Origin of the sequence: Streptomyces sp. NBC_01237, assembly GCF_035917275.1 — a bacterium.
Lineage (GTDB): Bacteria > Actinomycetota > Actinomycetes > Streptomycetales > Streptomycetaceae > Streptomyces.
In genome coordinates this window covers 2,259,821-2,279,661 of the sequence record NZ_CP108508.1, presented here as the reverse complement: position 1 = coordinate 2,279,661, position 19,841 = coordinate 2,259,821, and the positions used below count along the sequence as shown (strand labels likewise).

Here is a 19,841-nt window from a genome sequence, read left to right as displayed (position 1 = left end):
AGTACATGCTTAGTACGAGTTGCCCGAATCACCTTCGCCCTGGTCATGACCACCCTCGGCCGTCTGTCACCATGGAGCCATGGGTCAGCCGGAAAGCCGGGAATACCGCGAATCAGAGCAGTCCGAGCTTCCGCCGGGACAGCGACTGCAGCGCGGTTGGCCGGTTACCCACTACGGGCCCGTTCCGAAATTCAAGCCCGACCGCTGGGAGTTCCGGGTCTTCGGGGCCACCGCGGACGGTGACAAGCACTGCTGGAACCACCAGGACTTCTCCGCCCTGCCGTTCTCCTCGGTCGTCTCCGATCTGCACTGCGTGACGAAATTCAGCATGCTCGGCGCCGAATGGGGCGGAGTGCTCGCCAGGAACGTCCTCGAACTCGCGCCGCCCGCGTCCGATGTCACCCATGTGATGGTCTGGGCGGAGTACGGCTTCTCCTCGAACATGCGGCTCTCCGACTTCGCCTCGGACCGTACGCTCTTCGCCACCCACAAGGACGGCGAACTCCTCACCGCCGAGCACGGCTTCCCGCTGCGCCTGGTCGTTCCGCACCTGTACGCCTGGAAGGGGCCGAAGTGGGTCCGGGGCGTCGAGTACATGACGGCCGACCGGCGCGGATTCTGGGAGGAGCGCGGCTACCACAACATCGGCGACCCCTGGAGCGAACAGCGCTACTCCTACCAGGAGGAGCCCGGGGACGGCCCCGAGCTCTGACCCGGCGGTCCCGGTGCGCGGCCCCGGTGGTCCGGTAGGTGACCCGGTCCGTGGAGTGGTCCGAGGGGTGGTCCTCAGGCGGTGGCGGAGGCGCGCAGCTCCTTCAGCCGTGCCACGTCCGCGGCGTGTCCCGCCGTCCCGCCCGGGGTCTCGATGATCAGCGGGACCCCGTCGGTCGCCGGGTGCGAGAACAGCTCCCGGAAGGGCTCGGCACCGATGTGACCTGCGCCGATGTTCTCGTGACGGTCCTTGTGGGCGCCCACGACGTCCTTGGAGTCATTGGCGTGGATCAGCTTCAGCCGGCCCTCGCCGACCGTGTCCACCAGAAGATCGAGGGTCTGCCGCATACCCGCAGGACCGGCCAGATCGTGTCCCGCCGCGTAGATGTGGCAGGTGTCGAGGCAGACGCCCAGCTTGGGGTGGGAGTCCAGCGCCTCGAAGTACGGTCCGAAGTCCCAGGTCCGCGAGCAGAGCGAGGAGCCCTGGCCGGCGGTCGACTCCAGCAGCAGATCCGGATCGTCGTCATGGGTCAGCTCGTCCAGCAGCGGCCTCATATGCGTACGCACCTGGGCGAGGGCCTCGGCGCGGGGACGTCCGCCGGTCGCCGAGCCGGTGTGCACCACGACTCCGAGCGCGCCGATCGCCCTGGCCCGGCGCAGCGAGTGGCGCAGTGACTCCACCGACTTCTCGACGGTGGCCTCGGTGTGCGAGCCGAAGTTGATCAGATACGGGGCGTGGACGTACGCCGGGATCGACGCGGCCGCGCACGCGGAGCGGAACAGCTCGTCCTGAGCCGGATTCCCGTCGGGCGTCGCCCATCCGCGCGGATTGGCGACGAAGACCTGAACGGTCTCCGCGGCCAGCTCGCGCGCGTATTCGAGACCGACCTTGGCGAGGCCACCGGCCACCGGAACGTGACCGCCTACTGGGTTGCGCATGTGGATCTAGAGTCCCTTGGTCCTGATGGTGATCGTGGAGCCCTCGGCGGCCTTCTCGCCGCCGTCGACCGACTGGCTGTCGATGGTGTCGCTGAAGGAGAGGAACGGACGGTCGACCTCGACCTCGAAGCCCGCCTCCTCCAGTGTGCTCCTGGCCTCGTCGACGTCCTTGCCGGTGACGTCGGGGACGTCCAGCATCCGGGGGCCCTTGGAGACCGTGAGCTGGACCGTGTCACCCTCCGCCGCCTGCGCGCCCTCGCCCGGCGTCTGGTGGGCGATGTCGCCCGCGACCTCGGGGGAGTTGACCCGGTCGGGCAGCACCTCGGCCTTCAGCCCCTCCCCGTCCAGCTCGGCGGTGGCGTCCTCGACCGAGAGCCCCCGGACATCGGGCACGTCCACCGGGCTGCCCTTGCTGACGACCAGCGCGACGGCCGAGTCGGGGTGGCGCTCGGTACCGGCCTCGGGGTCCGTACGGATCACCTCGCCCCGCGCGACATCCTCGTTGAACTCCTTGGTCACCATCCCGGGGACCAGACCCGCCTTCGTCAGGGCGCGCCGGGCGTCACCGAGGCCGAGCCCCTCGGCGTCGGGCACCTTCACGATCTCCGGGCCGCGCGAGACGACCAGCTTCACCGAGCCGTTGCCCCGTATCCGCTCGCCGGAAGCGGGGTCGCTGTCGATCACCGCGCCGCGGTCCACCGTGTCGCTGTACGCCTTCTCGACGCCCTTCAGATCCAGGCCGGCGTCCGAGAGCCGCTGTTCGGCGGTCTTCTGGGTCTGGCCCAGGAGGGAGGGGACCCGGGTGAACTGTCCGGAGTTGATGTACCAGACGCCCGCGCCGACCCCCAGGACCAGCACCAGCGCGGTGAGCGCCGCGAACAGCACGCGGTGCGGGCCGCCGAACGGTCCCCGCCGCCGCGGCCGCTCCGGCCCCGGCGGCACGGGCGGCGGCATCTCCAGCCGGCTCGTGTGGTGGGCGGTGCCCTGGTCCACGGGCAGGGCCCGCGGGATCACGCTCGTACGGTCCTCGCCGGCGTCGTGGGCCGTTGTCAGCGCCTGCGGCGGTACGGCGTCCAGCTGTTCGTCGGTGAGCCCGGCGCGAGCCTCCCGGACCTCGGCGAGCAGCACGACCGCGTCGTGCGGGCGGACCTCGGCGTTACGGACGGTCGCGCTCGCCACCAGGCCGTCCAGCGCGACGGGGAGCCCGGGGACGACGGCCGAGGGGGCCGGGACGTCCTCGTGGAGATGCTGGTAGATGACCTGGGCCGCGGTGTCGCCGGTGTGCGGCTTGGCGCCGGTGAGCATCTCGTAGAGCACGACACCGCAGGCGTACACATCGGCGCGGGTGTCGGCGGTGCCGTGCTCGATCTGCTCCGGGGCGAGGTACGACACGGTGCCCAGGAGCGACCCGGTGGTGTCGGTGACGGTGCCCACGGCCCGTACGAGACCGAAGTCGGCGACCTTCACCCGGCCGTCGTCCCCGATCAGGACGTTCTCCGGCTTCATGTCGCGGTGCACGAAGCCCGCCCGGTGCGCGGCGCCGAGCGCGGCCAGGACCGGCTCCAGGATGTCCAGCGCGGCCCGTGGCTGCAGGGCTCCGCGCTCGCGCAGCACATCGCGCAGCGTGCACCCCGCGACGTACTCCATCGCGAGATAGACGTACGCGCCCTGGGCGCCCTGGTCGAAGACCGCGACGACATTGGGGTGCGCGAGCCGGGCCACCGACTTGGCCTCGCGGATGAAGCGCTCGACGAACGAGGCGTCGGTCGCGAGCGCCGGGTGCATCACCTTGAGGGCGAGCACCCGGTCGAGACGGGTGTCCACGGCCCGGTAGACCGTGGCCATGCCGCCGACGGCGATGCGTGCCTCGACGCGATACCGGCCGTCGAGCAGCTGCCCGACGAGAGGGTCCTGGAGGGTCGTATCCACCCGATGAGTCTACGAGCCGCCACGGACAGGACGGACGGGCCGGGGCGGTCCCGGAGCGGTACTGCAGCCGATCCGTGACAGGGACACGCTCGTGGCAGGGGTGCGGTGGGGCACGTCAGAACGCCGGGCGTTCCGGGTCCAGCACCGCCCGGCCCGCCACCGGGGACGATGCCTCGGCGAAGTGGCGGCGCGGGATCCGGCCCGCCCGGTACGCCAGCCGTCCGCCGTCCACCGCGTGCCGCATCGCCGCCGCCATCAGCTCCGGCTCCTGCGCCCGGGTCACCGCGGAGGCCAGCATCACCGCGGCGCACCCCAGCTCCATCGCCAGCGCCGCGTCCGACGCCGTCCCCGCCCCGGCGTCCAGGATCACCGGCACCCCGGCCCGCTCGACGATCAGCTGGAAGTTGTGCGGATTGCGGATGCCCAGCCCGGAGCCGATGGGGGAGCCCAGCGGCATGATCGCCGCGCACCCCACGTCCTCCAGTTTCCGGGCCAGTACGGGGTCGTCGTTGGTGTAGGGCAGGACCGTGAACCCGTCGTCGACCAGGATCTCGGCCGCGTCCAGCAGTTCGACCGGGTCGGGCAGCAGCGTCCGCTCGTCGGCCACCACCTCCAGCTTGATCCAGTCGGTGCCCAGTGCCTCCCGGGCCAGCCGGGCGGTCAGGACGGCCTCGCCCGCGGTGAAGCAGCCCGCGGTGTTCGGCAGCACCCGGATGGCGAGCTTCTCCAGGACGGAGAGGACGGAGCCCCGCACGGTCGGGTCGAGCCGGCGCATCGCGACGGTGGTCATCTCGGTGCCGGAGGCGACCAGGGAGCGTTCCAGGACATTGAGGCTCGGCGCGCCCCCGGTGCCCATGATCAGCCGGGAGGTGAAGGAGGCGGAGCCGAGGGCGAAGAGGTCGTCGGACATGGTCAGCCCCCCTGTACGGCGGTCAGGACCTCGACCCGGTCACCGTCGCCGAGCGCGGTGACGGACCACTGGCCGCGCGGGACGACGCTCTCGTTGACGGCGGCGGCGACCCCGGAGTGCGCGGAGGTCAGGGTCGCGACGAGGGCGTCCAGTGCGGTACCGGCGGGGAGGGCGCGGCGTTCCCCGTTCACGGAAACCGAGACGGAGGCCGGTCCGGAAGCAGGGCCGGACGCCGGGCCGGGGACAGGTCCGGAGGCCGGATCGCCGGCCGGCACGGGTGCGGCGACCGGATCGGGCGCGGAAGGGGGCACGGGGGCGGAATCGGGCCGGGTCATGCGGGCTGCTCCTGGGGTACGGGGGCGGCGGATGCGAAACGGCCCGGCGCGAAGGGGCGGGCCACCTCGGGCAGTTCGCCGGAGGTCAGCACGTCCGCCATCGCGTCGCCGGTGACGGGGGTCAGCAGCACCCCGTTGCGGTGGTGGCCGGTGGCGAGCAGGAGGCCGGGCAGTGCGGTGGGGCCCAGCAGCGGGGCGTTGTCGGGGGAGGCGGGGCGCAGGCCCGCCCGGGTCTCGGTGAGGGGCAGTTCGGTGATGCCGGGCACCAGTTCGTGCGCGTCGCGCAGCAGCTCGTACACCCCGCCGGCCGTGACCGTGGTGTCCCAGCCCAGCTCCTCGCTGGTGGCGCCGACGACCAGTTCGCCGTTCTCGCGCGGGACGAGATAGAGATGGCTGCCGCGGACCACGGCGCGCACGGTCCGGCTGAGGAAGGGGGCGTACGCGGGTGGCACGGTCAGCCGCAGTACCTGGCCCTTGACCGGGCGGACCGGCGGCACGGCCTCTTCGGGCACGCCCGCGAGCCGGCCGCTGAGACTGCCCGCGGCGAGCACGACCTGGTCGGCGGCGAGCTCCGTACCGTCGGCCAGCACGGCTCCGACGGCCCGGCCGCCCCTGACCGACAGCCGCTCGGCCCAGCCCCGGCGCAGGACCACCCCGGCCCGCTCGCAGGCGGTCAGGAGCGCCGAGGCGAGCCGCCGGGGGTCCACCTGGTGATCGCCGTCGACGCGCAGCCCGCCGCGGACCCCGGGCGCCAGCATCGGTTCCAGGCGGCGGCACTCGCGTCCGCTGAGCCACTCGGACTCCAGCCCCGAACGCTGTTGCAGGGCGTGCAGTTCGCGCAGATGGGCGCGGTCGTCGGAGTCCAGCGCGACGGCGAGCGTGCCGCAGGCGCGGAAGCCGATGTCCTGTCCGCTCGCGGCGGACAGCTCGGCGGCGAACTCCGGATAGCGTGCGGCGGAGGCGACGTTGAGACCGAGCAGCAGTTGTTCGCCGTAGTGGAGTTCGGTGACGGCGGCCAGCATTCCGGCCGCGACCCGGGCGGCCCCGCCCCCCGGGTCGGGGTCGGCCACCGTCGTCCGCAGCCCGCGCTGGGCGGCCCGCCAGGCGGTCACCAGACCGATGATTCCGCCCCCGATGACGAGGACGTCGGATCCGTCGCCGTTCGTGGAAGAACGCATGGGCGTCCAGCCCCTCCCTTCGCCGGCATGACCCGGATCAGGTTCGTACGGTCGGAGGCCGTCCAGCCTCCCTCTCAGCCCGGTACGCCCGGGCTCCCGCGAGTGTTTTACGTCTGCCACCCTAAACCCAGTCGCCCACGGTCAGTAAGGGAGCAACCACCATGGCCCGTTCGCTCGACGGCCTCGTCCTCTCGCCGGTCGCCGACCAGGCCCCCGGCCAGGTCGGCACCCGTACCCGCTTCACGTACCACGAGCGGGACGGCCGGATCTGGGCCGAGTACGAGGGTGGTGACGTGGTGCGCGGCCATCTCGTCGGCACCCGGACCGCGGACACGCTCGATTTCCGGTACGTCCAGCTCAAGCAGGACGGAACGACCTCCTCCGGACACTGTGTGTCCACGGTCGGCGCATGCCCCGACGGCCGGGTGCGGCTGGACGAGCGGTGGGAGTGGGAGTCCCAGGAGGGCAGCGGGACGAGCGTGGTGGAAGAGCTCATTCCCTGACGGTCCGTCAGGTGTTTATGGTGTACGGGTGAGCGAGCAGACGGAACAACAGTCAGCGCGGCAGTCGGCGCGCCGTGTCGTGATCGTCGGAGCGGGCATGGCGGGCGTGCAGACCGCCGTCGCCCTGCGCGAACGCGGCTTCACCGGACCGGTGGTCCTGATCGGCGCCGAACCGCACCAGCCCTACGACCGGCCACCGCTGTCCAAGGCCGTCCTGCTCGGCAAGGCCGAGGACTCCGCCTTCGACATCGACTTCGAGGCGCTGGACATCACCCTGCGCCTGGGAGTGGACGTGAGCGGCCTGCGCCCCGGCGCCCATGAACTGGACACACCGGACGGCCCCGTTCCGTACGACGCCCTGGTCATCGCCACCGGGGCCGAACCCGTTCGGCTGCCCGGCTCCGAGGGCGTGCCCGGCGTGCATCTGCTGCGCACCCTCGACGACGCCGCCCGGCTGCGGCCCGTCCTGGAACGGCAGCACGACGTGGTGGTCGTCGGGGCGGGATGGATCGGCGCCGAGTTCGCCACCGCGGCCCGCACCGCGGGCTGCGCGGTCACCGTCGTCGAGGCCGCCGAACGCCCCCTCGCCGGCGCCCTGCCCGCCGAGGTCGCCGCCCCCATGGCCGACTGGTACGCCGAGAGCGGCGCCGAACTCCTCACCGGCGCCCGGGTCTCCCGCGTCGAACCGGGCGCCGTGACCCTGGCGGACGGCCGGGTGCTCCCGGCCGGTGCGGTGGTCGTCGGGATCGGCGCCCGGCCCTCCACCGGCTGGCTGGCCGGCTCCGGCATCGCGCTCGGCCCGGACGGCTCGGTCACCGCCGACAGCGCGCTGCGCACCTCGCTGCCCGATGTGTACGCGGTCGGCGACTGCGCCTCCTTCCCGTCCGCCCGCTACGGCGCACGCCTGCTGGTCCACCACTGGGACAACGCCCTCCAGGGCCCCCGGACCGTCGCCGCGGACATCGCCGCACTCGACGGGGACGGCCGCCCCGGCGTGTACGACCCCGTGCCGTACTTCTGGTCCGAGCAGTTCGGCCGCTTCGTGCAGTACGCGGGCCACCACGCCCATGCCGACGACCTCCTGTGGCGCGGTGACCCGGCCGATCCCGCCTGGTCGGTGTGCTGGCTGCGGGACAACGCGCTCGTGGCGGTCCTCGCCGTGGGCCGTCCCCGGGATCTGGCGCAGGGGCGCAAGCTCATCGAATCGGGGGCGGCACTCGACCCGGCGCGGGTGGCGGACCCCTCCGTACCGCTGAAGTCGACGGCTCTGTGAGACGCGGCCCGACCCCCGTACGGTCGGGCCCGGCTTCCGGCTGTCGGTCCCAGATGGCACGCTTGTCCTCGTGACCGAGATTGACGCAAAGATCGATGCTCTAGTACCTGCCTGGCTCCACCTTCCCGACATCGCGGAACTGCTCGACATCCAGGTGACGCGGGTGCGGCAGCTGGTCAAGGAAGGCCAGCTCATCGCCGTACGACGCGGTGAGAACCGGACCCTCCAGGTGCCTGCCGCCTTCATCGACGGCGACAAGGTCGTCAAGGGCCTCGCGGGGACCCTGACGCTCCTGAGGGACGACGGCTTCTCCGACCAGGAGATGCTGGACTGGCTCTTCACTCCCGACCCGACCCTGCCGGGCACCCCCGCGCAGGCTCTGAGTGAGAATCGCGGTACGGAGGTGAAGCGCCGCGCCCAGGCGCTCGCCGTCTGACCGAGACAACCACATGCGGGGTACGGGCCGTCCCGCACGGCCCGTACGCCCGCCGTACCGACGGGGGAAATTCGCCATGCCCACGCCTCGCGAGCTGCTGTCCGACGCCCGGCTCTATCTGTGCACGGACGCCCGCAGGCGACAGGGCGACCTCCCCGCGTTCCTCGACGCCGTGCTCCGGGCCGGTGTGGACATCGTCCAGCTGCGGGACAAGGGCATGGAGGCGGCGGAGGAGCTGGAACACCTCGCCGTGTTCGCCGACGCCTGCAAGCGCCACGGCAGGCTCCTCGCCGTGAACGACCGCGCCGATGTCGCCCATGCCATCGGTGCGGACGTGCTGCACCTGGGCCAGGGCGACCTGCCGGTGCCCGCCGCTCGCGCGATCATCGGCGCGGACGTGCTGACCGGCCGCTCCACGCATGCCGAGGCCGAGGTCGACGCGGCCGTCGCCGAGGCGGGCGTGGACTACTTCTGCACCGGCCCCTGCTGGCCCACCCCCACCAAGCCCGGCCGGCACGCCCCCGGGCTCGGGCTCGTGCGCTACGCCGCCTCGCTCGACCAGCCGCGCCCCTGGTTCGCCATCGGCGGGATCGACGAGGGCAATCTGGACGAGGTGCTGGACGCGGGAGCCCGCAGGGTCGTCGTCGTCCGCGCGATCACCGAGGCCGCCGACCCGGCCGCGGCCGCCGCCGCACTCGCCCGACGGGTGCGGGCACGCTCCGTCCGAGGGGCATGACCGAGGGATGCCCGAGGGGGCCTGCCCGCGTGATGTTCGCGGAGGCACGGCCGAGTGATGTTCGAAGGCCACGCACGCGTGATGTCCGAGGGGTGGACAACAATCAGGCCATTCCAGACAAAAAACGCCGGCCCGGTTGGGCGACCGCCGAGCCCTGGTTAACCTCACGGTATGGCCCTTGGCACACCTTCCACCAGGACAGACCGTGCACGCACCGTGCGTGACCTGCTCGCGACCGGCACGACCTCGTATTCCTTCGAATTCTGGGCGCCCAAGACCGAGAAGGGTGAGCGGAACCTCTGGAACGCGCTGCGCCGGGTCGAGGCGGTGCGCCCGAGCTTCGTCTCGGTGACGTACGGCGCCGGCGGCTCCACGCGCTCCGGGACGGTCAGGGCGACGCAGCAGATCGCCGCCGACTCCACGCTCACCCCGGTCGCCCACCTCACCGCGGTCAACCACTCCGTCGCGGAACTGCGCAACATGGTCGGGCAGTACGCCGACGCCGGAATCAGGAACATCCTCGCGGTGCGGGGCGACCCGCCCGGCGACCCGATGGGCGAGTGGGTCGAGCACACGCAGGGCGTGCGGTACGCCGCCGACCTCGTCCGGCTCATCAAGGAATCCGGCGACTTCTGTGTCGGCGTCGCCGCCTTTCCCGAAATGCACCCGCGGTCGTCCGACTGGGAGACCGACATCGGGCATTTCGTGGACAAGTGCCGCGCCGGAGCCGATTATGCGATCACTCAGATGTTCTTCAATCCGGATGACTATCTCCGGATGCGTGACCGCGTGGTCGCGGCGGGTTGCGACACCCCGATCATTCCCGAGGTCATGCCCCTCACCAGCGTGAAACAGTTGGAAAGATTTGCGCAGCTCAGCAACGCGACCCTCCCCGCTTCGTTGAAAGAACGCATCCTCGCCGTCAAGGACGATCCAGCCGCTGTACGCTCCATTGGCATCGAGTTCGCAACGAAGTTCTGCGCGAAGCTGCTGTCCGAAGGTGTGCCCGGACTTCACTTCATCACGCTCAACAACTCGACGGCAACGCTCGAAATCTACGAGAATCTCGGACTGCACAAGCAGTCGTGACCGGCCGTACCCGCCACCAACCGGGGCGGTGGCCGTAGGAGGGGGCGGGCGTGGGCTGGACGGTCCTCTACATCGCATTCGGCTTTGTGGCGCTGTGGCTGCTGGGCGAGGTGCTGCTGCAGTACAAGGCACGGCTGCGCTGGCGGCTGCTCGCCTTCGGCGGGTTCCTCACCGTGGTCATGGGCGTGCTGATCGCGTCCGTGCCGGTCATCGTGGTCGGGGCGATCGCCTTCGCCACCGGCCAGACGTATGTGACGCTCTCCTTCCGGCGGGGCTTCTCGACCGGCTGGGCCATCGGGGGCAGCCCCGGTGAGAGCCGCCGTCGCCGTGGCGGCGGCGAGCGGGCGGCCACCAAGGAGCCCACGCTGCAGGTCTCGGACCTGGAGTACGAGCAGCCCCTCGGGGAGACCGCGGCCGTGCCCGCCGCCTCCGTCTACGAGCCGCAGCCGCTGCCCGACGACACCGGGCAGTACGGCGTCTACAACGACAACGCGTACCCCGGGAACGGCCGGCAGGACGACGGCAACGACCCCGGCCCCGGCTCCGGACACCCCGAGCAGCACGGGGCCGAACCGCAGCCGCAGTACGGCGCGTACCCCCCCTACGGCGACTACGACCGGCCCGCCGCCGCACAGGACACCTACGCCGGGCAGTACGACTACGGCACGGGCCAGCAGCAGAGCTACGCGGCCTACTCCGATCCGTACATCGGCACCGGCCCCGCGGGCGGGGCCGCGCCCTACGCCTCGTACGACGGCTACGGCAACGGCTACGACAGCTTCGGGGGGCAGCAGCAGTACGCCGACCCCTACCCGCAGCAGTACGACAACCCGGACACCCCGCCCGGGGGCGTCTGGGTCCCGCAGCAGCGCGATGCCGAGCAGTTCCCGCCGATGCCGCCGGAACAGCCCGTGCGGCCCGCCCCGTACGGCAACGGCAACGACACCGGCCAGAACGAGCCCTACCGCTACTGAGCACGGCTGTCCGTACGGCGGCCGGGGCGCGCAGACGCCTCCGGCCGCCGATCCTTTCGTTCAGCCCTTCAGCCCTTCAGCTGCTCAGTCCTTCAGCTCTTCAGCTCTTGAGCCGCTCACCGCTCAGCGGGAGCCGCGGAAGTCGTCGCCCTCCACGATGAGTCCGGCGACGAGCGTCCCCGACATCCCGGCGTGCGCCAGTCCGCCGCCCGGATGCGACCAGCCGCCCGCCAGATACAGTCCCGGCAGCCGGGTGCGGTTCGCCGGATGCAGATACGCGCCCCCGGCCCCGGCCAGCGCGGGCGCGGGCACCGAACCCCCCTCGGCTCCCGTCTCGGCGGCGGTCTCGACGGGCGTACGCACCTCCCGGTGCAGGATCCGCTCCCGCAGACCGGGAACGGCCTCCGCGGCCGACGAGATCAGTGTGTCGGCATACCGCTCGCGCAGCGCCGCGTCCGTCCAGTCGACCGGGCCCTGCGGAGCCACCGTCGCCATCAGCGTCACGGCCTCGTGCGCCTCGTCCGGGCGCGTCGAGGGATCGTCGGGACGCAGCACCGTGACCGTGGGCCGTTCGGCGACCCGGCCCCGGAACACCGCGTCGAGCTCCGCCGCCCCGTCCGCCGCGTGCACCACGGTCCGGTGCACGGCACCGGCCTCCCGGGCGCCGCGCAGCGACAGCAGAACCACGAACCGGCCCGGCACGTCACCGCCCCCGGGACGTGACCGCACCGCCACGTCCCCCCACGGCTCCTGACCCGGCACCAGACCGGGGCGCGGCTGGGCGCCGAGCACCACCCGGTCGGCCTCCGCCACCTCGCCGCCCGCCAGCTCCACGCCCGCCGCACGGCCGTCCTTCTCGACCACCCGGACCACCTCGGCGCCGAAGACGAACTCCACCCGGCGTGCCAGGCACCGCTCGTACACCGCGCGGGCCAGCTCCCGCATCCCTCCGGTGATGTACCAGCTGCCGAAGGTCTCCTCCATGTACGGCAACAGGGCGGCCGCCGCCGGGGCGTGGCGCGGATCGAGGCCGTACGACAGGGCGTACCCGTCGAGCAGGGCGGCCAGCCGGGGATCCGCCAGCTCCCAGGCGCCGACCTCCGTCACGGTGCCCGCCTGCCGGGCACCGCGCAGCAGCCGGCGCTGCCGGACCGAGGGGTAGGGGTCGCGGGCGAGCGCCTGCCGGTCGGGGCCCAGCGGCTCCTCCAGCAACGGCCGCCGCGACCGGTCCCAGGCATCGCGGGCCCGGTCCAGGAAGCCGCTCCAACGGGCTCCCGAGCCGGGTCCGAGCGCTCCGTCCAGGGCTGCGGCCACCTTGGAGCGCGAGGCGTTGGGCAGGGACACCGCGGTGCCGTCCGCGAAGAGATGGCGGCTCGCCGGATCGACCTGGGACAGCGTGACGCTCTGCTCCAGGGACTCCTTGCCGGTCTTCACGAACAAGTCGCGCTGGACCGCGGGGAGATGAAGCAGCGTCGGCCCGGTGTCGAAGGCGAAGCCCTCATGGGCATACCGGCCGACCGAGCCGCCGTACGTCGCCGAGCGCTCGTACACCGTCACCCGGTGGCCTGCCACGGCGAGCCGGGCGGCCGCCGCCATCGCGCCCGTCCCGGCGCCGATCACCGCAATTCGTGCCATGCCGGTGACCTTATCGACCGCCACCGACAACTCATCCAGGAGGCTGGTGCCCACCCGCCCCGGCAAGGCGTTTCTCCTCGCGGCGCTGGGCCCTGCGGCGCAGGAACCGGCGGATCCGCGCGGCCAGGAAGACCAGTATCAGCAGTCCGAGCAGCAGCAGGACAGCGGCGATGACGGCGGCCGCCAGCGGATGGAATATGGCGAACGTGATGATCGCGGCGACACCGAGGTCCTCGGCCGTGCTCACCCCGATGTTGCTGAACGGTTCGGGGGAGGTGTTGACCGCCATCCTGGTGCCCGCCTTCACCAGGTGGCTCAGCAGCGCCGTGGAACCGCCGACCGCCCCGGCCGCGAGCTCCGGAAGTGATCCGCTCTCACCGGCCAGCAGCGCCGCCACGACCGCTCCGGAGAGCGGCCGGATCACGGTGTGCGCCGTGTCCCAGACCGAGTCGACGTACGGGATCTTGTCGGCCACCGCCTCGCACAGGAACAGGACGGCGGCGACGACGAGGACATCGGTGCGCTGCAACGACGCCGGCACCTCGTCGCTCACGCCGGTCGCGCCGAAGATGCCGAGGAGCAGGACCACCGCGTAGGCGTTGATCCCGCTCGCCCAGCCACTCGTGAACACCAGGGGGAGTACGGACACGGACGCGATCGTAGCCAGAGCCGGCCCGGCCGGGGTGGGCCCGGGTGCGCAGCTCTGAGTATCCGTACCTAGTGAGCGAGATGAGTAGCTGCGCGGATAGGCCCCCACCTGCGCGGACGGCAGAGTGGTGGCCACGGAAGGGGCGCGGCGCCAGGACCGCCGACACGGGGCGGCGGAACGGCGCGGCACCCCTGACGGAGCGGGGGTGCGCGACGGAGAGCCCGGGGGACCACGGGGGAGATCGGGGTCACGGGGAAAAGGTTCTCCGGCAGCACGGAAAACGCCGGTCCGGCGGAGTTCGAGACGATCGAACTCCGCCGGACCGGCGTCTTCGTGTGCGCCGGGGCTGCCGGGAACGCACGGCTCCGCTCAGCGCCCGTCATATGGCCGTCGGATGCGTACGGTCCCGGTCAGCGCCTGCCACATGGCCGCGGGAGGCGTACGGCCCGCTCAGCGCCCGCTGACCCGCCCGTGCAGCAGCAGGGACAGCGCCGAGTGCACCTCGTCGATCGACCGCTCCGGCTGGAACGCCTGCCAGTCGAGAGCCGCCACCAGCACCATCCCGACGAGCGCGGCGGCCGTCAGCGGAATGTCGATCTCCTCGCTCAGTTCACCGTTCTTCACGGCGCCCCGCAGCACGTCCTCGACCACGGCCACCGCCTCCTGCCGCACCACCAGCAAAGTGGCCTGCCAGGCACGGTTGGTGCGCCAGAGCTCGGCGACGTACAGCTGGGTGAAGGCCGGGTAGCGGTCGATGAAGGCCAGACCGGCCCTGATCATCGCGTCCAGCGCCTCCACCTTGCTGCCGCCGCGTTCCTCGGTCTCCTCGGCGGCGGACCGCAGCGAGGCCGTGAGCAGCCCGACGCCGTGGCGCAGCAGCTCCTCGAAGAGTTCGGTCTTGCTCTTGAAGTTGTAGTAGACCGTGCCCTTGGCGACCCCGGCGCGCTCGGCGATCTCGTCCACGGTGGTCGCGGAGAAGCCCTTCTCCGCGATGAGGGTCACCGCCGCCTCGTAGAGCTTCTGCCGGGTGGCCTGGCGGCGCGTGGTGCTACTGCTTTCCATACGGTCGATTCTCACAGGTCCCGGCGCGCTCACAGGCTCAGCTCCGGATGCAGCCGGTCCAGGGTCCACACCTGCTTGCGGCGCGCGGAGAGGGCGGTCAGGGCCAGCGCGCCCGCGGTGAAGGCCAGCAGGACCGCGCAGCCCTGCCACACCGGGCCGAGCCCGCCGCCGGTGATCAGCCTGCGCAGTGCGTCGACGACGTAGCTCATCGGCAGGTACGGGTGGATCGCGCCGAAGAAACCGGGGCTGGTCTCGACGGGGTACGTCCCGCCCGCCGAGGTGAGCTGGAGCATCAGCACCGCCAGGACGAGGATCCGCCCCGCCGCGCCGAAGCGGGCGTTCAGCCACTGCACGATCGCGGCGAAGCAGCAGGTCACCAGGGCCAGGAAGCCGATCGTCCCGGCCGCGTGGGCCATCTGGAGGCCGAGGCCCCAGTGCAGGACGGACATCAGCGCGGCGACCTGGAGCACGCCGATCGCGGCGACCGGAAGCCAGCCGGCGAAGGCGATCCGCCAGGCGGAGGCTCCGGCGGCGAGCGCCCGTCGGTTGAGCGGCTGGATCAGCATGTACGCCACCATCGCGCCGACCCAGAGGGAGAGCGGGATGAAGTACGGGGCGAACCCGGTGCCGTAGTTCGGGGCCGCGTGCAGCGACTTGGAGGCCAGCTGCACGGGGTCGGCCATGACCCCCGTACGCGCGTCGCGGTCCTTCTTGTCGTAGTCCGGGATCTTGCCGACGCCGTCGTTCAGCCCCTGGGCCAGCGTCGCCGATCCGTCGCCGAGGCGGAACAGCCCGCCGTCCAGGTTGTCCGCACCCGTCTTGAGCTTGCCGACGCCGGTGTCCAGATCGGCGGATCCGGTCTTGGCCGTGCCCAGTCCGGTGTGCAGCGCGTCGGCGCCCTTGGCGACCTTGTGGGCACCGGTGTTGAGCGCGTTGATCTTCGTGACGGCGGACTCCAGGTCCGTGTCCAGGGTCGGTGAGCGCTTCGCGAGCGCGTCGGCCTGCTCCTGAAGGGTGGCCAGCTGTCCGCGCAGCTTCTTGAGGTCCCCGTTCTGATGGGTGACCAGTGCGTTCACGTCGTCGGCGACCTTCGCCACATCGGCCGCCGCGGTCCTGGCCCGCTTCAGCGGCGGGCAGACCGTGGGGTCGTCGGGGAGCGGCTGTTCCTCGCACCGGGCGCGGTAGACCTCGGCGAGGTCGTCGGAGGCCGTGTGGGCGGCGCCGGCCGCGGTGGGGGCGGCCTCCACGAGCAGGTCGAGGTTGTCCCGTACGGTCTGCGAGGAGTCGGCGACCAGCCGGGCCGTGTCGCCGATCGCCTTTCCGTTGTCCTTCAGGAACGGGCGGACGTCGCCGGCGATGCCGTTGACCTTGTCGGCGAGTGCCTGGGTGCCGTCGGCGACCTGCCGGGAGCCCGCTTCGAGGTCGCTCGCGCCCTGGTTGAGCGTGACGATCCCGTCGGACAGCCGCTTGCTGCCCGCCTTGGAGTCCTTGAGGCCGTCCGCGAGGTCCTTGGAGCCCTTCTTGGCCTTGGAGATACCGCCCTTGAGGTCGTCGGCGCCCTTGGCGGCCTTCTCGGTCTGACCGTGGAGGTCGGAGAAGTTGATGAAGATCCGGTCCAGGAAGCCCCGCGAGGCGTTCGTGGAGGCGGCGGTGCGCACCTCGGAGAACACCGAGCGGGAGATCTGCCCGACGATGTAGTTGTTGGCGTCGTTCGTCCGAACCTGAAGGGCGCCCGTCTCGGGGGAGTCCCCGCCGCTGGACGCGATCCTGCTGCTGAAGTCGGACGGCATGGTCAGCGAGAGGTAGTACGTCCCGTCCTCGACGCCCTTGTGGGCCTCGGCGGAGCTGACCTCGTGCCACTGGAAGATCTCGGAGTCCCGCAGCTTGCCGGTGATCTCGTCACCCGCCGCGATGCGCTTGCCCCCGGCACTCGCCCCCTTGTCGTTGTTGACCAGGGCGACGGGCAGCTTGTCGAGGCGCCCGTACGGATCCCAGAACGAGCAGAGGTACAGGGCTCCGTACAGCAGAGGCAGCAGCAGAAGGGCCACCAGCGCGGCCGCCGGCAGCTTCCCCCTGCCGAACCGCTTGAGTTCAAGCGCGGCCAGTTTCGGCGAACGCATCGGCCGTCCTCTCCTCGGTGGTGGTGCCGGTACGCACGACGAGCGCGTCCTCGGGGGCCTCGCTGCACACGGCGAGCACCGTCGTCCCGCCGGCGGCGATCGAACGCAGCAGGTCCCATGCCTCGGCGCGTTCGGCGTCGGACAGCTTGAGATCGGTGTCGTCGACGGCGAGCAGCCGGGGTCGGCCGATCAGTGCCAGGGCGATGGACAGCCGCAGTGATTCGAGCCGCTCCAGATCCCGTACGGAGGTCCGCTCGGCCTTGGGCAGGGCGGCGGGGTCGAGTCCGGCGGCGTCCAGCGCCTCGTCGATCCGGGCCCGTGCCGCGGCGGCGCGCTCGGCGCGCGGGCGGAGCAGGGCGCGCAGGGAACCGCCGTAGCGCCGCTGGAGCAGGGCCCGCTCCCGCAGGTGTTCGGCGACGGTGAAGGCGGGGTCGAGCTCGCTGACCCCGGGGACCGGCCCCAGAGCGCTGATCCTGCGGACGGCGGCAGCCTTGGAAGGCAGGCTCAGGCCACCGGTCTCCGCGTGGCCCTCGGAAGGGCGCATCCGGCCGGTGAGCGCGAGCAGCAGGCAGGTGCGGCCCGATCCGGACGGTCCCTCGATCGCGACGAGCGCTCCGGGGGCGGCGGTGATGTCCACCCCCCGGAAGGCCCAGCCGCGCGGTCCCTTGAGTCCGAAGTCCTCGGCGCCGACAGCTGCGCCGTGCGGGCTGTCCACAGGCCCTCCCCTGATCCTCTGATGTTCGGACGATTCTCTTTGAACTGACCGGTCAGTGCAAAAAGTTAGCCCGAACCTGCGCTCGAACGCAAAAGCGCGCGGTCCGGCGGGCTGCGCGCGGTGCGCCCCACGCCCGTGCCCATGGGCCGGCAACTCCCTTCCCAGGGAGGGCTTCGGTAAGAACGCCCAGGTCGGAGGTGGGTTCGACGGAATTGTCAGTGGGGACCGTCACGATAGATACATACGGCCACGGAGCCGTCACACGACGACAGCAGGAGGTTCGTCATGGCCAGCTCGTCCGCAGCCGCCGCCCCGCGGCGCCGCGCAGTCAGCCCTGCCCCCTCACTGACCGGTCCGGCAAGCGATGTCCACCCTGTACTGCGCCGCACCACGGCGCCGCCGGCCGCTCTCGATCTGCTCGCCAAGGCCCGTGCCGGCCTCGACGAGGCCGCCGTTCTCGACGTGCCGAACGAGCGGTATGCCACCGCCCACCTCGCCGCGCTGCGCACGGCTGCCGCCGTGCTCGCCGCCCGAGGCCGCCCCGAAACGAACAAGCGCCGCCGGGAGCGCATTCGCAGCGCATGGGAAGTCCTCCCGGAGATAGCCCCCGAACTCACGGAGTGGAGCGCGCTGTTCGCCTCCGGAGCACTCCGCCGGGCACGGGCGGAGGCCGGCATGCCGGGCGCGGCCAGCAACCGTGACGCCGATGATCTGCTCCGTGACGCGGCGATGTTCCTGCGCCTGGTCGAACGCCTGCTGGTGCTCCAGCCGGTGCTCCCGCAGCCCAGGAAGGAGCGGCCCGACGCGAGGTGACCGGGACGGCGGTGCGAGGCAATAGGGTGGAGAGCACCTGTAGTCACCTGCACTGTTCACGCACCGCCGTCAGCGGCGGCACCGTGCCGAGGAGTCATCTGTCGTGTCGGACCAGCTGCGCCCCCGCGCCTCCCTCCGTACCGCCGTGGTCTGGGAGGTCCTCAAGGACGCTCTCGACCGTCAGGTCAAGGCGACCGGCAGGGACGCCCTGGACGTCCTGGACACCGGCGGCGGCACCGGGAACTTCGCGGTGCCCGTCGCCCGGCTCGGCCACCGGGTCACGGTCGTCGACCCCAGCCCCAACGCGCTCTTCGCGCTGGAGCGCCGCGCCGCCGAGGCCGGGGTCGCCGATCGGGTCCGGGGGGTCCAGGGCGACATCCTCGGGCTGTTCGACGTGGTGGAGCGCGGCGGCTTCGACGCGGTGCTCTGCCACGGTGTCCTGGAGTACGTGGACGAGCCCGCCGAGGGCGTACGGAACGCGGTCGACGCGCTCCGTCCGTCGGGCGCGCTCAGCCTGCTGGCCGCCGGGCTCGGCGGGGCCGTCCTGGCCAGGGCGCTCGCCGGGCACTTCACCGAGGCGCGGCAGGCGCTCGGCGACCCGGCCGGCCGCTGGGGCGAGGGCGACCCGGTGCCCCGCAGGTTCACCGCCGAGCAGCTCTCCGACCTGGTCTCCGGGGCGGGCCTGGAGGTCGGGGCCGTCCACGGCGTACGGGTCTTCGCCGACCTCGTGCCGGGCGTCCTGGTGGACACCGAACCGGGCGCCATGGACGCGCTCCTCAAGCTGGAGGCGGCGGTGGCCGAGCTGCCGGCCTTCCACTCGGTCGCGACCCAGCTGCACGTTCTGGGCGAGAAGCGCGCCTGAGGGGTGGCGCGGTCGCGGCCGAGGCATGGCCGCGGAGCGACCGGAGCGTGGCTGATCAGCAACGCAGCCGCAGACGGAGTACCGCCCAGGACCCCCGTACGGCGCTCCGGCCCCGTATGATCGGGTGACACCATCCGGCATGACGGATCGGCTGTCGGGGAATCTACGCCTCAGCAGCCGAGCCGACATGGCGGTCCGGAGTGGCTAAACGCTAGAGGGCGGGTTTCACGGGGACGAATCCCTGCCTATCCTGGAAGGGCCGCATACCGGTCGCCCCCGCGGCCGACGACGAGGAGGACTCCGTGCCGCTCTCGGAGCACGAGCAGCGAATGCTCGAGCAGATGGAGCGAGCGCTGTACGCCGAAGATCCCAAGTTCGCTACAGCGCTTGAGGGAAGCGGGCTGCGCAGGTACACCCGACGACGGGTCTACCAGGCGGTCGCTGGCTTTCTGGTGGGTATCGCGCTCCTCATGGCCGGAATGGTCGCACAGCAGATCTGGGTCAGCGTGGTGGGGTTCCTCGTCATGCTGGGCTGTGCCGTGCTCGCGGTCACCGGGTGGCGCAAAGCGCCCAAACCCGGCGAACAACAGCAGGAGGCCGCAGGGAGCGGGGGCAGCGGCACCCGCCGACAGCCCCGGCAGCGCCGGTCGATGATGAACCGCATCGAGCAACGGTGGCAGCGCCGCCGCGACGAACAGGGCCAATAGACACTCCCGATTCCCGGAAGTCGTTCCGGAATCGGGCTGAGAACTTAACGCTGGACACTGATGGGTGAGGGGCGGCCGCATTTCTGCGGCCGCCCCTCACCCATCCCCGCTGTCCGGCACCCGGCGACGCTCGGTGATCAGCGCTCGCCGGAGGGCGGGTGGCCGCGTGTACGGCGGGCGCGGCGGGGGCTCTGGGCGAGGCATGTGTGGCGGGCGTGGCGATGGGCCGGGTCCGCCCGCGAGGGGTGGGCCCGGCCCATGGCCA

At 71.9% G+C, this 19,841-nt stretch carries 20 protein-coding genes and 1 riboswitch; of the genes, 10 read left to right on the top strand and 10 right to left on the bottom strand.

What is annotated here, in order from left to right; all coding sequences use genetic code 11:
- Positions 1–79 precede the first annotated feature (79 nt).
- Positions 80–712, top strand: a complete 633-nt coding sequence (locus tag OG251_RS10145; RefSeq protein WP_073725233.1) for a sulfite oxidase-like oxidoreductase — start codon at positions 80–82, stop codon at positions 710–712.
- Between the two features lie 74 nt (positions 713–786).
- Here OG251_RS10145 and OG251_RS10140 read toward each other — a convergent pair whose 3' ends face one another.
- The 5 genes from OG251_RS10140 to thiO all read right to left on the bottom strand — a co-directional run bounded on the left by OG251_RS10140 (position 787) and on the right by thiO (position 6,002).
- The gene (locus tag OG251_RS10140) at positions 787–1,650 is read right to left on the bottom strand and encodes a deoxyribonuclease IV (protein ID WP_326676848.1); all 864 of its coding nucleotides are present in this window, start codon (positions 1,648–1,650) and stop codon (positions 787–789) included.
- 6 nt (positions 1,651–1,656) lie between these two features.
- Entirely contained in the window at positions 1,657–3,579 is a 1,923-nt protein-coding gene (pknB, locus tag OG251_RS10135; RefSeq protein WP_326676847.1) for a Stk1 family PASTA domain-containing Ser/Thr kinase, read from the bottom strand.
- A gap of 115 nt (positions 3,580–3,694) precedes the next feature.
- A complete protein-coding gene (locus tag OG251_RS10130; protein ID WP_326676846.1) occupies positions 3,695–4,489 on the bottom strand; it encodes a thiazole synthase in 795 nt (264 codons plus the stop codon).
- A 2-nt stretch (positions 4,490–4,491) separates the two neighbouring features.
- Complete coding sequence (gene thiS / locus OG251_RS10125; RefSeq protein WP_326681205.1) at positions 4,492–4,680, bottom strand: sulfur carrier protein ThiS; 189 nt, start codon at positions 4,678–4,680, stop codon at positions 4,492–4,494.
- A 140-nt stretch (positions 4,681–4,820) separates the two neighbouring features.
- A complete protein-coding gene (gene thiO, locus OG251_RS10120) occupies positions 4,821–6,002 on the bottom strand; it encodes a glycine oxidase ThiO (RefSeq protein WP_326676845.1) in 1,182 nt (393 codons plus the stop codon).
- A riboswitch (TPP riboswitch) is annotated at positions 6,000–6,112 on the bottom strand. It overlaps the preceding gene by 3 nt.
- Before the next feature lie 51 nt (positions 6,113–6,163).
- Between thiO and OG251_RS10115 the strand changes: the two genes are divergently transcribed.
- The 6 genes from OG251_RS10115 to OG251_RS10090 all read left to right on the top strand — a co-directional run bounded on the left by OG251_RS10115 (position 6,164) and on the right by OG251_RS10090 (position 11,013).
- Positions 6,164–6,505 carry a hypothetical protein gene (locus OG251_RS10115; RefSeq protein ID WP_073725243.1) on the top strand — a complete coding sequence of 114 codons (342 nt, stop codon included), beginning with the start codon at positions 6,164–6,166 and terminating at the stop codon, positions 6,503–6,505.
- A 28-nt stretch (positions 6,506–6,533) separates the two neighbouring features.
- On the top strand, positions 6,534–7,778 hold the full coding sequence (locus tag OG251_RS10110; RefSeq protein ID WP_326676843.1) for an NAD(P)/FAD-dependent oxidoreductase: 1,245 nt from the start codon (positions 6,534–6,536) through the stop codon (positions 7,776–7,778).
- 70 nt (positions 7,779–7,848) lie between these two features.
- Positions 7,849–8,214, top strand: a complete 366-nt coding sequence (locus OG251_RS10105; RefSeq protein ID WP_073725247.1) for an Rv2175c family DNA-binding protein — start codon at positions 7,849–7,851, stop codon at positions 8,212–8,214.
- Positions 8,215–8,290: 76 nt separating this feature from the next.
- Positions 8,291–8,950 carry a thiamine phosphate synthase gene (thiE, locus tag OG251_RS10100; protein ID WP_326676841.1) on the top strand — a complete coding sequence of 220 codons (660 nt, stop codon included), beginning with the start codon at positions 8,291–8,293 and terminating at the stop codon, positions 8,948–8,950.
- Positions 8,951–9,121: 171 nt separating this feature from the next.
- On the top strand, positions 9,122–10,039 hold the full coding sequence (gene metF / locus OG251_RS10095) for a methylenetetrahydrofolate reductase [NAD(P)H] (RefSeq protein ID WP_326676840.1): 918 nt from the start codon (positions 9,122–9,124) through the stop codon (positions 10,037–10,039).
- 50 nt (positions 10,040–10,089) lie between these two features.
- On the top strand, positions 10,090–11,013 hold the full coding sequence (locus tag OG251_RS10090; RefSeq protein WP_326676839.1) for a hypothetical protein: 924 nt from the start codon (positions 10,090–10,092) through the stop codon (positions 11,011–11,013).
- 123 nt (positions 11,014–11,136) lie between these two features.
- Here the strand turns inward: OG251_RS10090 and OG251_RS10085 are convergent, their stop codons facing one another.
- From OG251_RS10085 to OG251_RS10065, 5 genes are all read right to left on the bottom strand, one after another.
- Positions 11,137–12,648: a phytoene desaturase family protein gene (locus OG251_RS10085; protein WP_326676838.1), complete on the bottom strand. Its 1,512-nt coding sequence runs from the start codon at positions 12,646–12,648 to the stop codon at positions 11,137–11,139.
- 31 nt (positions 12,649–12,679) lie between these two features.
- Positions 12,680–13,297 carry a DUF4126 domain-containing protein gene (locus OG251_RS10080; protein WP_326676837.1) on the bottom strand — a complete coding sequence of 206 codons (618 nt, stop codon included), beginning with the start codon at positions 13,295–13,297 and terminating at the stop codon, positions 12,680–12,682.
- A 450-nt stretch (positions 13,298–13,747) separates the two neighbouring features.
- Positions 13,748–14,359: a TetR/AcrR family transcriptional regulator gene (locus OG251_RS10075; protein WP_326676836.1), complete on the bottom strand. Its 612-nt coding sequence runs from the start codon at positions 14,357–14,359 to the stop codon at positions 13,748–13,750.
- Between the two features lie 29 nt (positions 14,360–14,388).
- Positions 14,389–16,479 carry a YhgE/Pip domain-containing protein gene (locus OG251_RS10070; RefSeq protein WP_326676835.1) on the bottom strand — a complete coding sequence of 697 codons (2,091 nt, stop codon included), beginning with the start codon at positions 16,477–16,479 and terminating at the stop codon, positions 14,389–14,391.
- Positions 16,451–17,194 carry an ATP-binding cassette domain-containing protein gene (locus tag OG251_RS10065; protein ID WP_326676834.1) on the bottom strand — a complete coding sequence of 248 codons (744 nt, stop codon included), beginning with the start codon at positions 17,192–17,194 and terminating at the stop codon, positions 16,451–16,453. The genes OG251_RS10070 and OG251_RS10065 overlap by 29 nt, the downstream gene beginning before the upstream one ends.
- Before the next feature lie 285 nt (positions 17,195–17,479).
- Between OG251_RS10065 and OG251_RS10060 the strand changes: the two genes are divergently transcribed.
- The 3 genes from OG251_RS10060 (at position 17,480) to OG251_RS10050 (ending at position 19,576) form a co-directional block, all read left to right on the top strand.
- Positions 17,480–18,007, top strand: coding sequence for an SAV_6107 family HEPN domain-containing protein (locus tag OG251_RS10060; RefSeq protein WP_326676833.1), 528 nt, complete (start codon positions 17,480–17,482; stop codon positions 18,005–18,007).
- Between the two features lie 103 nt (positions 18,008–18,110).
- On the top strand, positions 18,111–18,869 hold the full coding sequence (locus OG251_RS10055) for a methyltransferase (RefSeq protein WP_326676832.1): 759 nt from the start codon (positions 18,111–18,113) through the stop codon (positions 18,867–18,869).
- A gap of 302 nt (positions 18,870–19,171) precedes the next feature.
- A complete protein-coding gene (locus OG251_RS10050) occupies positions 19,172–19,576 on the top strand; it encodes a DUF3040 domain-containing protein (protein WP_326676831.1) in 405 nt (134 codons plus the stop codon).
- The last annotated feature ends 265 nt before the right edge of the window (positions 19,577–19,841 follow it).